Origin of the sequence: Pseudomonas sp. GZJR-8 (assembly GCF_002916705.1) — a bacterium.
Taxonomy (GTDB): Bacteria; Pseudomonadota; Gammaproteobacteria; order Pseudomonadales; family Pseudomonadaceae; genus Aquipseudomonas; species Aquipseudomonas synxantha_A.
Genome location: NZ_JXSI01000007.1, coordinates 52569 through 65223 on the forward strand (window position 1 = coordinate 52569; position 12655 = coordinate 65223).

The window sequence follows — 12655 nt, forward strand, 5'->3', positions numbered from 1 at the left end:
ACAGGGGTGCACTAGTGTTGGTTAGCGAACACCGTCCTGGCGCAGGGCCGCTGGGGTGAAGTCGCTGGTGGTGGCGGTGAAGCCGAAGTCATAAGCCTGTTTCTCTTCGTTCTTCATGCCCAGGGCCAGGTAGCGGCCGGACTGCAGGTCGTACAGGGTTTCCAGGGCGTACCACGGCACTTGCTTGTCGTAGTAGTTCTCGGCATGGGCTTCGGCAACGCGCCACAGTTGGCCACGGCCGTCGTAGTGGTCGATCACCGCCGCTTGCCAGGTGTCTTCGTCGATGAAGAAGTCACGCTTGGCGTAGATGTGGCGCTGGCCTTCCTTCAAGGTGGCGACCACGTGCCAGACGCGGCGCAGCTCATAGCGCGCCAGGTCCTGGTTGATGTGGCCGGCCTTGATGATGTCGGCGTACTTGAGCTTCGGATCGTCGATCTTGTAGCTGTTGGAGGCGATGTAGATTTCTTTCTTGCCTTCCAGCTTCCAGTCGTAGCGATCCGGCGCACCGTTGTACATGTCGAGGTTGTCGGAGGTGCGCAGGCCATCGGCAGCAGTACCCGGCCCGTCATAGGACACTTGCGGGGCCCGGCGCACACGGCGCTGGCCGGCGTTGTAGACCCACGCCGAACGCGGTTCCTTGACCTGGTCCAGGGTTTCGTGCACCAGCAGTACACCACCGGCCAGACGCGCTGGCGCGGTGACTTGCTGCTTGAAGTAGAACAGGATGTTGCCCGGGTTTTTCGGATCGAAGTCCTTCATCTTGTCGCGGAACACAAACTGATCGCGGAAGTACACCAGGCTGTAGGAACCGTTGGTTTGCGGCGTGGCCTGGGTGACCAGACGGGTTACGCTGCCGCCGCGATAACGGGTGATGTGGTTCCAGATGACTTCAACGCCGGTTTTGGGAATCGGGAACGGCACGGCGGTCTCGAAGTTTTCCAGACCGTTGCCGCCGGACACCAGGTTGGTAGTGGTGGCGTTTTTCTTGATGGCAGCGAACACGTCAGCCGGCACCGTGGCACCGCGATGAGTCGGGTAGACCGGCATCTTGAAGCTGTCCGGGTAACGCTTGAACATCGCGTACTGCCCTGGAGCCAGTTTGTCTTTGTACTGCTCGACGTTCTGCGCGGTGATGGTGAATTGCGGTTGCTCGCTGGCATATGGGTTGGCCAGGAAGCCACGGGCATCCACGGCGCCGGCGTTGGTTGGCAGGGGTGACCATTTGGGGATGGTGCCGGCCGCGTTGCCCGCCATCTCGGCGCCCATCGGGGTCAGGGTAGTACCGAGCTTGGCAGCTTCATCCGCCGAGACTGCCGCCATGACGTTGCTCGCCAGGATCGACAGCCCAAGCACACCGACGTGCAACAGACTTTTAGTTATTTTCATACTCTGGTCTTCCTGAATACATGCCACTTGAAAAGAGTGTGCTTAGAAGTTGGCGCCGAAGCTCAAGGCGACAAAGTCGCGATCATCCACGGTGCTGAACTTGCCACCAAAGAAGTTGGTGTACGCCAGGCTCGCGGTGTAGGTGTTCTGGTATTCGGCATCCAGGCCAAGGCTGACCGCCTTGCGACCCTCTTCAAAGTTGCCGCCGGGACCTGGCGAGTAACCTTTGACGTCATGGGACCAGGCCACGTTGGGCTTGAGGTTCACGCCAGCGAACACGTCCGGGTATTCCCAGATGGCACGGGCACGGTAGCCCCAGGACGTTGCAGTGGTGTAGCCGTCGTTGTTGCAGTTGGTGTTCAGGCCGGCAGCGTTGGGCAGCCCGGCGCCGTTGGCGGTGGAGTTGTTCAGCGCGTTGCAGAACCCACCCGGCAGCGTGCCTGGGCCGAACACCGGATCGCGACCATAGCGAGCCTGGGACTTGCTTTCCAGGCCACCCACATGTGTCACACCGATTTCACCGACCGTGGTCAGGCGACTGGCGCCCATCACCTGGTCGAAGAAGTGTGTAAAGGTGGTCTGGAACTGGGTGACTTCCTTGCGGTTGTAGCCATGCAGGTCTTGGCCCGGCGAGCCCTTGAGCACCGAAGCATTGCCAAAGCCAGGGATCGGCGTGACACCGGCAAACAGAATGTCGGTGGTACTCAACTGCACCGGCGCATTCGGCCGATAGCTCAATTCACCACTCCAGGCGGTGCCGGTAGGCAGCGTGGTGGAGAAGCTCAAGCCGTAGAGACGAATATCCTCCGGGTACTCGACGAAGTAGTTCGAACTGCCCGCCACGATCAGTGGACGCAGTGCCCCCAGCGGGCCCAATGGACGGGTGTAGGCCGCGGACGGCGCACCCTGCGCACTAAAGATCGGCGCACGGCTGTGGTAGTTCATGAAGTAGGCGCCGAACTCGGTGTCCAGCGGTTCGAAGTTGTAATGCATGGCCACACCGAACTGGCCGCTGTCACGCGCATCACGGTCCGGCCCACGGCGCACCAGCACGCCTTCGCTGTTCACGTCCACGCCCAGGGCACCCAGGGTCGGCAGTGCCGCAGCGGGAATGGTCGAGCGCTTGTTCAACACCCGCAGGTTATTGCTGCAACCATCGGAGATCACGTCTGGCTGGGAGAAGAAAGTGCCGCAGTTATCAGTGACAGTCTGGTCCCATTCCAGTTGATAGAACGCTTCGGCCGACAGGTTGTCGGTGAGCGTCTGGGACACGTAGAACATGTTGACCGGAATCAGGCCTTCCTTGATCTCGGCCCCCGGGCGACGAAACGCCGACACGTCGATCGGGTTGATGGAGTTGATGCCGCCGCCGATGAAGGTACTTTCGCCCCAGCTCACGACCTGCTTACCAAAACGCACGGAACCCGGCGCATCGGCAATCGAGTAGTTGTGGTAGACGAACGCATCGAGAATCTGACCGCCAGAAGACTTGGCGCCTTCCTTGCGGTTGTTGTCGCTGATGTCCTTGAACTGACGGCTCTCGTCCTTGAGTTCAAAGTCGTACCAGTACTTGCCGCGCACAAACACGCCGGTGTCGCCGTACTTCAGTTCCAGGTCATGAATACCCTTGAAGATCTTCGAGAACGTCTCGCCGCGCTTGAAGTTCAAGTGACCGTCATCGGAAGTCTGGGACAGGCCCTTGCCGCCATTGTTGGCGCCGATCAGATCACGATTGGGCTTGGCCGTAGACCAGCTCGCACCCACCGAAAGCGAGGAGTCAAAGCTCCCTTCGATTTCACCGATGTTGAAACTGACGCCGAATGCAGGCCCGGCGAGCGTAGAAGCGAGACTGACGGCCAGGGGCAGTCTTGCCCGGCGCCAGAACTGGTTTACTTGGGTCATCGACGCTACTCCATGTGCATATTTTATTGTTATGGCAGTGAGCCCTTTCTTCAGATGTAACGGCCGGGATACAACGATTCCAATGCCGAACCGCAACCGAGCCTCCCTGGCTCGACGCGCAACATCCGCGAAAAACTCTGAAAGGGACTATAGCCAGAGGGGGGTAGTGCTTGATCCCTCTAAAGTGTGATTTGCATCACCAACCTGTCTGCCACAACCCTTTCGCCACGCCGACGAAGGTCGACGCGGGAAGGATGGCTGAAATTCGGCAAATCACAAGTAGAGGCTTGAGATAGAGCAGCGCCGCGCCCGAAAGGGCGCGGCGAGGGGCGTCAAAGCGTAGACAGGAAGGTGCTGTTGTTGGCCTGCCATTCGATGATGTCGATACGGATACGTTTTTTGTCGAGCTTACCTACGCTGGTCTTGGGAATTTCAGTAACAACGGCGATCTGGCTCGGAATCGCCCACTTGCTCAAATGCCCCAGTTCAACGTAAGGCTTGAGGTGCTCCTTGAGCTCCCGCGCCCCAATCACTTGGCCCTCATGCACCACCAGCAAGGCAAAGGGGCGCTCGCCCCATTGCGGATCGGCGATGCCCACCACCGCTACCTCGCGTACCGCCGGGTGGCGGCTGACCAGGTCTTCGAGGGCCAGGGACGAGATCCATTCCCCACCGGTCTTGATCACATCCTTGATGCGATCACGGATATCGATCACACCAAACGCGTCCAGTGTGGCAACGTCGCCGGTGTGCATCCAGCCGCCGGCCCACAGCTCGGCGCCCTTTTGCGGTTCGTTGTAATAACCCTCGGTCAGCCAGGGCGCGCGCAGCACCAGTTCGCCCTGGGTTTCGCCGTCGGCGGGGAGAAAATTGCCGTCGGTGTCCATGATTGCCGCCTCCACCAGCGGCCCAGGCACACCGGCCTTGATGCGATAGGTGGTGCGTTCGTCTTCGCTGCCGGCCATCAGCTCTTCATTGAGGTGCGCGCACGACACCAGCGGCCCGGTCTCGGACATGCCATACGCGGCGGTCAATTGAATGCCGCGGGCCTTGGCGGCTTCGTACAGCGAGCGGTTGAGCGCGCTGCCACCAATGACGATTTTCCACCCACCAAAATCCACGCCCTGGGCAGCCTTGGCGTTGAGCACCATTTGCAGGATGGTCGGCACGCAATGGGAGAACGTGACCTTCTCCTTGCGCCACAGCTGCACCAGGTATTCGGGGTCGTAGCGCCCGGGGTAGACCTGCTTCAAGCCGAGCATGGTCGCCACATAGGGCAGGCCCCAGGCGTGTACGTGGAACATCGGTGTAATCGGCATGTACACATCGTTGGTGCCCAACAGACGCACGCTGTCGACGCTGCCCATGATGGTCGCCACGCCAATGGTGTGCAGCACCAATTGGCGATGGGTGAAATACACCCCTTTGGGGTTACCGGTAGTGCCGGTGGTGTAGAAGGTGGTGGCGACGGAGTTTTCGTCGAAGTCCTGGAAGTCGTACTGGGGGCTGGCGGCGGCCAGCAGGGTTTCGTACTCACCGACCAGGTTGGGTAGTTCGGCGGTGTGGGTGTCACCATCGGTAATCAACAGGGTCTTGTCGACGGTGGTGAGCTGCCCGGCAATCGCCTGATAGAGCTCCACGAACTCACTGTTGACCAGCACGAAGCGGTCTTCGGCGTGGTTCATGGTGTAGAGAATCTGTTCCGGTGACAGGCGCACGTTGATGGTGTGGATCACCGCGCCGATCATCGGAATGGCGAACATGCATTCCAGGTAACGGTGGCTGTCCCAATCCATCACCGCCACGGTATCACCAGCCTTGACCCCGGCTTCGGTCAGCACATTGGCCAGGCGCGCAACGCGCTCGATCAGCGTCGGGTAGGTGTAGCGCAGCTTGTCGCGGTAGATGATTTCCCGGGTCTTCTCGTAGCGAGTCCCGGACATCAACAGGCGCTTGATCAGCAGCGGGTATTGGTACGCACCTTCGGCGGGCGGGATAACACGGGTCTGCAACATACGAATCCCTTTAATGACTGCACGGTCTTGACTTGAAGACCTGCACTGTAGAGGGCTTATGTTTCAACCAAATCAGCCAAAGGAATGATTTGCGGAACTCAGCAAATGCTAGCTTTGCGCCAGTATCTGCGGCTTATGGAAGACCAATGTGGGAGGGGGCTTGCTCCCGATAGCAGGGTGTCAGTCAGCTTATGTAGGGCTGACACACCGCTATCGGGAGCAAGCCCCCTCCCACATTTGAGCTGTGTACCCTTGAGAAAATTGATTACTTCATGCTGGTAAACGCCAACTTCACCCCAATGGCGATCAACACCGCGCCCATGGTCCGATCAAACCAATGCCCCATGCGCGCAAAGCCGGCGCGTACACGCTGCTGGCTGAACAACATGGCCACCAGGCAGAACCACACCGCCGTCGCCACCGCTAGGTACACGCCATAACCCGCTTGTACCGCCAGTGGCGTATGCGGGTTGATCACCACGGTGAACAGCGAGAGGAAGAACAGCGTCGCCTTGGGGTTCAGGCCGTTGGTCACAAAGCCTGCGGTAAATGCACCGCGTGGGGTGCGCTCGCCCGCTTCGCGGTGCAACTCGCCCTCGGCGGCGGGCTTGGCCGGCTGCGCACGCAAGGCCTTGAAACCGATATACAACAGGTAGGCCGCTGCGGCCCATTTGAGCGCATTGAACAACACGATGGACTGGGACACGATCAAACCGATCCCCAGCAACGAGTAACCCACATGCACGAAAATCGCCGTGCCGACGCCCAGGGCCGTCCAGGTGCCGGCGCGGCGTCCGTGGGTCACGCTCTCACGGACCACCACGGCGAAATCCGGGCCAGGGCTGGCCACCGCCAACAAGTGAATCAAGGCTACGGTCAAAAACTCGGCGACGTACATGCTCACTCCATTAAGTAACTGATTATTTCATCTGATAGGCTCGGAAGATTACGCCTTCGAACCTCGTCGCAAAAGGTACAGTTGATCATGAACAATCGCCGCGCCGTCTTCCTCGACCACCCTTCACTGGACTTGGGCGACCTCGACCTCAGCGGTTTGCGCGACTGCTTCAGCCAGTTGCAGCTGTTTGAGCAGACCACGCCACAGAATGTGGTGGAACGCTTGCAGGGCGCTCAAGTCGCGATCAGCAACAAAATCCCGCTCACGGCGCAAACCCTGGCGGCGTGCCCCGAGCTCAAGCTGATCCTGGTTTCAGCCACCGGCACCAACAATATCGACCTCGAAGCCGCCCGCGCCCACGGCATCACCGTGAGCAACTGCCAGGGTTACGGCACGCCGTCGGTGGCCCAGCACACGATCATGCTGCTGCTCAACCTCGCCACGCGCTTGAAGGACTACCAACAGGATGTGGCCGCCGGCAAATGGCAGCAGGCCAGGCAGTTCTGTCTGCTGGACCATCCAATTGTCGAGCTGGAAGGCAAAACCCTCGGCCTGCTCGGCCATGGCGAACTGGGCAGCGCGGTGGCGCGCCTGGCCGAAGCCTTCGGCATGCGCGTGGTACTCGGCGCGATTCCCGGGCGCCCTGCCCGCTCCGACCGCGTGCCACTGGATCAACTGCTGGCCCAGGTCGATGCGCTGACCTTGCATTGCCCGCTCAATGAACACACCCGCGACTTTATCGGCGCCCGTGAACTGGCGCTGCTCAAGCCCGGCGCTTTTATCGTCAACACCGCCCGTGGTGGCTTGATCAACGAACAGGCCTTGGCGGACGCGCTGCGCAGTGGTCATCTGGGCGGCGCGGCGACCGACGTGTTGAGTGTGGAGCCGCCGATCAATGGCAGCCCGCTGCTGGCCGGCGATATTCCTCGGTTGATTGTCACGCCCCACAATGCCTGGGGCAGTCGCGAAGCGCGGCAACGCATCGTCGGCCAATTGACGGAAAACGCCCGAGGCTTTTTCAGCGGTGCCCCGCTGCGCGTCGTCAGTTGATAAACTGCGCCCCTTTTCAAGGAGCAGACCATGGATCCGCGCAGTGAAGTACTGCTTCGCCAGGCCGAACTTTTTCAAGGCAACCTGCTGCTGGTAGGTTTGCCTGCCGACGACTTGCTCGGGCGCTTGCCCAACGCCCATGGCTGGTGCTGGCACGCCGGCGACCAGGCCGCGCTTGATGCACGGTTTCCCGAGCGCAGCCAGTTCGGGGTGAATGTGCCCGAGCGTGCCTTCGATGCCGCGGTGATCTTCCTGCCCAAGTCCAAGGACCTCACCGACTACCTGCTCAACGCCGTGGCCGCTCGCCTGCCTGGCGCCGAGCTGTTTCTGGTGGGTGAGAAAAAAGGCGGTATCGAAAGCGCTGCCAAGCAGATGACCCCCTTCGGCAAGCCGCGCAAGCTGGATAACGCGCGGCATTGCCAGCTATGGCAAGTCACCGTCGCCAACGCCCCGCAAGCGGTCGAACTGGAGAGCCTGGCACAGGTCTTCGATGTACTACTGGCCGAAGGCCCGCTGAAGGTGGTGAGCTTGCCGGGAGTGTTCAGCCATGGCCGCCTGGACCGCGGCACCGAGTTGCTGCTGGAGCACCTGGACAAGCTGCCCAGCGGGCATCTGCTCGATTTCGGTTGCGGCGCCGGGGTACTGGGGGCTGCGGTCAAGCGTCGCTACCCGCATAACACCGTGACAATGCTGGATGTGGATGCCTTCGCAGCTGCCAGCAGTCGGCTGACGTTGGCGGCGAACGGCCTGGAAGCCGAGGTACTGACCGGGGATGGAATCGATGCCGCGCCAATGGGGCTAAACGCGATTTTGAGCAACCCGCCGTTCCATGTCGGGGTGCATACCGATTACTTCGCCACGGAAAACCTGCTGCGAAAAGCAGCCAAACATCTGGCAAAAGGTGGCGAACTGCGCTTGGTTGCCAACAGCTTCCTGAAGTATCAGCCGCTGATCGAAGAGCATCTGGGTATCTGCGCAATCAAGGCCGAAGGCAATGGTTTTCGCATCTACCGAGCCAAGCGCCCCTGACGGGCGTTTGAAAAAGAACGCTTGCCGAATGGATTTTGCCTAGGCAGAATCCGCAGCGTCCTAGGGGAGTAGTCTCCCACGAGCCCATGCTCGTCCGGCATACGTCAACATACTTGGTCAGCAGACCATGGCGTATGCGACCCAGGAGTCCGCACAGACGGACCGGGGTTTGACAAGACCTATGACACGCACACCTTACCCGGGGCGGGAAGGCTGTACGTGTCATAGCCGTGTCGACCCGCCCCTGGAAACTACCTGATGCTGGATTCACTACTCGTTCCTACCGCAATCGTTGCCTTGGCCGAAATCGGCGACAAGACGCAGTTACTCGCGCTCATTCTTGCTGCCCGCTTTCGCAAACCCTGGCCGATCATTGCCGGCATTGTCGCCGCAACCCTGGCCAACCATGCGGCCGCCGGTGCCGTGGGCGCCTGGTTCGGGAGTTTCTTCTCGGATGCGGTGCTGCACTGGATCCTCGCGGCGAGCTTCTGTGCCACGGCACTCTGGACCCTGGTGCCAGACAAACTCGATGATGACGAAGCCAGTACCACCCGCAAGTTCGGGCCATTTCTGACCACGCTGATTGCGTTCTTCCTTGCGGAAATCGGTGACAAGACCCAGATCGCCACGGTGATGCTGGCAGCGCAGTATCCGGAGTTGTGGCTGGTGATTATCGGCACCACGCTGGGCATGTTGATTGCCAACGTACCGGTGGTTCTGGCGGGGAATTTCGCGGCGGAGAAACTGCCGCTGACCTTGATTCGTCGATTGGCGGCCACAGCGTTCTTTGTACTGGCGATTGTGGCGGTCTACAAAGCCATGCAAAGCAGCGGCTGGATCTAAGACTGCAACCCGATCTATTGTGGGAGGGGCGGTGCGCCCCTCCCACATTTGGATCGTCATCAAGCCTCAGGATTTCTTGGCCTGCTGGTACAGCGGCATTACCTTCGGAATCGCTGCCTGCAACGAAGCAATCCGGCTGTCGGAAGCTGGGTGAGTACTCATGAATTCCGGCGGCGCGCCTTCGGAAGCCTTGGCCATTTTGTTCCACAAGGTGATCGCGGCGTTCGGGTTGTAGCCGGCACGCGCCGAAAGCTCCAGGCCGATCAGGTCGGCTTCGTTTTCGTTGCTGCGGCTGTTGGGCAAGGTCATGCCATAGTTGGCCACGGTATCGGCCAGTGCCAGGCTGTCCTGGCCGAGACCGAATATTGCACCAGCGCCCTGCTTGGCCATTTCAATACCGTACGCCTTGGACATCGCTTCACGACCGTGCTCACGCAGGGCGTGGGCGATTTCATGGCCCATCACCGCAGCCAACTCGTCATCGGTGAGCTTGAGGTTGTCGATCAGCGCGCTGTACACCAGGATCTTGCCGCCAGGCCCGCAGTTGGCGTTCATCTCGTCGCTTTTGATCAGGTTCACTTCCCAGTTCCACTGGGCGGCATCTGCGCGAAAGGTCGGCGCCTGGGCGATCAGGCGCTTGGCGATGGCCTGCACACGCTTGGCGTTGGCGCTGGTCTTGTCCAGAACGCCTTTGCCACTGGCTTCACCCAGGGTCTGCTGGTAAGACTGTGCGTACATCTGGTCGACTTCCTGGCTCGACAACATGCTGAACATGTATTGCTTGCGCTCAACCCCAACAGCACCGCCGCTGGTCGTGTTGACCGACTGGCAACCCGCCAGCAACATCGCTGTAACCAAACCGCTTACCGCCAATGACTTCTTCATGAACACGCTCCCTGAAAACATGGCGCGTATCGTAGGCGGTCGTTTGTATTGGCGCCAGATACATCAGACATTTAACCGCTGAATTTCGGACACATCCCACAGTGCAGGCTCAAGCCGGGGTCAGGCACTCCGGCCCATTGAGCTTGGGATCATTGACCATATTGGCCAACACGCGCTCACGTAAAGCGCTGGGCTCACCGGCCAGCAACCCTTGCAACACGTGCAGCGGCGTCTCGGGGTCGAGCCAGGCGGCTTGCCCCGCTGCATCAAGAATCAACGGCCGACGTTGGCTTTGCGCTGCCTGGGTGACCACGGCGGTGCTCAGCCACACCTGCTCCTGCACGGGATACGCTTCCCAGATCGCAGCAAAAAACAGGGTGGAGCCCTCCCCCGGCGTCAACCAATACGGGCGCTTGCGCTGGGTACCGCGCCATTCGTAGAAACCGTTGGCTGGCAACAGGCAGCGGCGCTGGCGGAATGCCTCGCGGAACATCGGTTGCTCGGCGAGCGTTTCGGCGCGGGCATGGGCCGGAGTACGGGAAAGATCCGTCAACCAAGGCGGCGTCAGCCCCCAACGGGCACGCGCCAGGGTGAGCTGGCCTTCGCTCAGGCGCTGGATCAGCACCGAATCATTGGGGGAAATGTTCCACTGGGCCTGCTGGTCGGCGGGGAAGCCGGGCAAGGCAGCAAAGGCAGGGTTCCAGCGAAACAGGGCATAACGTCCACACATGGGGCAACACGACTCTTGGGGTAAACCGACCGACAGCCTAACAGACCAATACGTCGGGGAAGCTGTCGGGTTCGTCGCCGGGCAAGGGTTGCGCGCCGATATAGGCCGTGATCAGCTCGCGGGCGTACGCCGCCTGATCATTATCGACCTCCAGCCCCAGCAAACCGAAGATCGGCAACTCGCCGGTACCACCGAGCAAGTGGCGGCCCATCAAGTGCGCTTCGATGCCCTCACTGGCCAGCATCTGTTGCAACAGCTCGCCTTCCATCAGGTTTTCCGGCTCGTAGATTCGCTGCATGGGCGTACCTGTTATTCGTTTTCGCTACGCATCATTCATTTTCGCTGCGGGTTTCGAGCATCCACTCGTCACCATGCACTTGCAGGTTGAACGTGATCGGCCGGCAACACACCTGGCAGTCTTCTATATAGGTCTGGTCCCCGCCAGACAAATCCACTGTTGTCTCGACCACTTCGCCACAATAAGGACAATCGTACATCGCAGTTTCCAGCATCGCAGTCTCCAAGGTGACTTGTGCGTATAATCGCCGGTCTATTTACAGGGCTATTTCCGGCAGAGCCAGTTTACTCACGCCGCCCCTGCTATTTCCTTTACTTACCCTAGCCGTTTCTAACAAGAGAGCATGATGGGCGAATTCGATACCATCCGACCTTACAACGACAGCGAAGTCCCGGCAGTGCTGGCGCGTCTGTTCAGTGACAAGGCCTTTCTGGACATCCTGACCCACTTTCGCTTCCCGCGCTTTGCCGGCGCCCTGGGCTGGTTGCTCAAGCCGATGATCGCGCGCAAATTGCGCCGTGAGTTTGCCGGCGTCACCACCGTGGCGACGCTGCAAGACAAAGTCGAATACTACGTTGACCACACGATTGACCGGGCGACCGACGGCGTAACCTACACCGGCGTCGAGCAGCTCAAATCCGGCACCGCCTACCTGTTTCTGGCCAACCACCGCGACATCGTGATGGACCCGGCCTTCGTCAACTATGCCGTGTATCACGCCGGCCTGCCGACGCCACGCATCGCCATTGGTGACAACCTGCTGCAAAAGCCGTTTGTCAGCGACCTGATGCGCCTGAACAAGAGCTTCATCGTGCACCGTTCGATCACCGGGCGAAAGGAGAAGATGGCGGCCTACAACCTGCTGTCGGCCTATATCAACCATTCGATCCGCAACGACTGCCAGTCGATCTGGATCGCCCAGGCTGAAGGCCGGGCCAAGGATGGCGATGACCGTACCGAATCGGCGATTCTCAAGATGTTCCACGTCAGCCGCAAGGACGAGCCGTTTGCCGAGGTCATCCAGTCGTTGAACCTGACGCCGGTATCCATCAGCTACGAGTACGACCCTTGCGATGCCGCCAAGGCCCGCGAGTTGTATATCCGCGCCACCACCGGCACCTACACCAAGGCACCGGGCGAGGACGACGTGAGCATCGCCCTGGGTATCACCGGCTACAAGGGCCGCGTACATGTGAACTTTGCGCCGCCGATTACCGAGCGTTTCGAAGATACCAAGCTGCTTGCAGTGGAAATGGACCGGCAGATCCTCGGTGGCTACCGCTTGTTTCCGGTGCATTACCTGGCGTACGCACAGTGGGATGATGCCGATCCGCAGTTGCAAGTGCCTAAAGCGGCGGATGTATTCCCCGCCGATGAGCTGGCCAAGGCCAAGGCAGAATGGGAGCGACGCTTGAACGAATGCCCGGCCGAACACCGGCCTTATCTGGTGGTGCAGTATGCGACGCCGGTACGCAATCAATACCGAGTCAAGGCCGGGATCCCCCTGTAATATGTGACCCTACAGGGGATATGTGGCAGGCGCTGATTCTACGGGCAGTACATGGCCAGTGTGGGAGCTGGCTCGCCTGCGATAGCGGTGGTTCAGTTAAAGATTCAGT

Annotated in this window: 12 protein-coding genes and 1 riboswitch; of the genes, 4 read left to right on the forward strand and 8 right to left on the reverse strand. The window is 60.2% G+C overall.

Going from position 1 to position 12655, the window contains the following annotated elements; genetic code table 11:
- Nucleotides 1-21: 21 nt before the first annotated feature.
- The 4 genes from TK42_RS15360 to TK42_RS15375 all read right to left on the reverse strand — a co-directional run bounded on the left by TK42_RS15360 (nucleotide 22) and on the right by TK42_RS15375 (nucleotide 6201).
- Nucleotides 22-1386: a DUF1329 domain-containing protein gene (locus TK42_RS15360; protein ID WP_005784906.1), complete on the reverse strand. Its 1365-nt coding sequence runs from the start codon at nucleotides 1384-1386 to the stop codon at nucleotides 22-24.
- Nucleotides 1387-1428: 42 nt separating this feature from the next.
- A complete protein-coding gene (locus TK42_RS15365) occupies nucleotides 1429-3288 on the reverse strand; it encodes a DUF1302 domain-containing protein (RefSeq protein ID WP_032877744.1) in 1860 nt (619 codons plus the stop codon).
- A 332-nt stretch (nucleotides 3289-3620) separates the two neighbouring features.
- Nucleotides 3621-5303: a fatty acid--CoA ligase gene (locus TK42_RS15370; RefSeq protein WP_103734623.1), complete on the reverse strand. Its 1683-nt coding sequence runs from the start codon at nucleotides 5301-5303 to the stop codon at nucleotides 3621-3623.
- 265 nt (nucleotides 5304-5568) lie between these two features.
- Complete coding sequence (locus tag TK42_RS15375; protein ID WP_078820303.1) at nucleotides 5569-6201, reverse strand: LysE family translocator; 633 nt, start codon at nucleotides 6199-6201, stop codon at nucleotides 5569-5571.
- A gap of 87 nt (nucleotides 6202-6288) precedes the next feature.
- Between TK42_RS15375 and TK42_RS15380 the strand changes: the two genes are divergently transcribed.
- From TK42_RS15380 to TK42_RS15390, 3 genes are all read left to right on the forward strand, one after another.
- Nucleotides 6289-7251: a 2-hydroxyacid dehydrogenase gene (locus TK42_RS15380; protein ID WP_282443223.1), complete on the forward strand. Its 963-nt coding sequence runs from the start codon at nucleotides 6289-6291 to the stop codon at nucleotides 7249-7251.
- Between the two features lie 30 nt (nucleotides 7252-7281).
- Complete coding sequence (locus TK42_RS15385) at nucleotides 7282-8280, forward strand: class I SAM-dependent methyltransferase (protein WP_032877748.1); 999 nt, start codon at nucleotides 7282-7284, stop codon at nucleotides 8278-8280.
- A 51-nt stretch (nucleotides 8281-8331) separates the two neighbouring features.
- Nucleotides 8332-8450: riboswitch (yybP-ykoY riboswitch) on the forward strand.
- An 88-nt stretch (nucleotides 8451-8538) separates the two neighbouring features.
- Complete coding sequence (locus tag TK42_RS15390) at nucleotides 8539-9123, forward strand: TMEM165/GDT1 family protein (protein WP_005784895.1); 585 nt, start codon at nucleotides 8539-8541, stop codon at nucleotides 9121-9123.
- 66 nt (nucleotides 9124-9189) lie between these two features.
- Here TK42_RS15390 and TK42_RS15395 read toward each other — a convergent pair whose 3' ends face one another.
- The 4 genes from TK42_RS15395 to TK42_RS15410 form a co-directional block, all read right to left on the reverse strand.
- Nucleotides 9190-10008, reverse strand: a complete 819-nt coding sequence (locus TK42_RS15395; RefSeq protein WP_078820301.1) for a M48 family metallopeptidase — start codon at nucleotides 10006-10008, stop codon at nucleotides 9190-9192.
- Nucleotides 10009-10117: 109 nt separating this feature from the next.
- The gene (locus tag TK42_RS15400; RefSeq protein ID WP_005784892.1) at nucleotides 10118-10738 is read right to left on the reverse strand and encodes an SOS response-associated peptidase; all 621 of its coding nucleotides are present in this window, start codon (nucleotides 10736-10738) and stop codon (nucleotides 10118-10120) included.
- Nucleotides 10739-10775: 37 nt separating this feature from the next.
- Nucleotides 10776-11036, reverse strand: coding sequence for a putative signal transducing protein (locus tag TK42_RS15405; RefSeq protein ID WP_032877751.1), 261 nt, complete (start codon nucleotides 11034-11036; stop codon nucleotides 10776-10778).
- Nucleotides 11037-11067: 31 nt separating this feature from the next.
- Nucleotides 11068-11250, reverse strand: coding sequence for a CPXCG motif-containing cysteine-rich protein (locus tag TK42_RS15410; RefSeq protein WP_032877753.1), 183 nt, complete (start codon nucleotides 11248-11250; stop codon nucleotides 11068-11070).
- Nucleotides 11251-11382: 132 nt separating this feature from the next.
- Here TK42_RS15410 and TK42_RS15415 point away from each other — a divergent pair, with 132 nt between their 5' ends.
- On the forward strand, nucleotides 11383-12546 hold the full coding sequence (locus TK42_RS15415; RefSeq protein WP_177464492.1) for a 1-acyl-sn-glycerol-3-phosphate acyltransferase: 1164 nt from the start codon (nucleotides 11383-11385) through the stop codon (nucleotides 12544-12546).
- The last annotated feature ends 109 nt before the right edge of the window (nucleotides 12547-12655 follow it).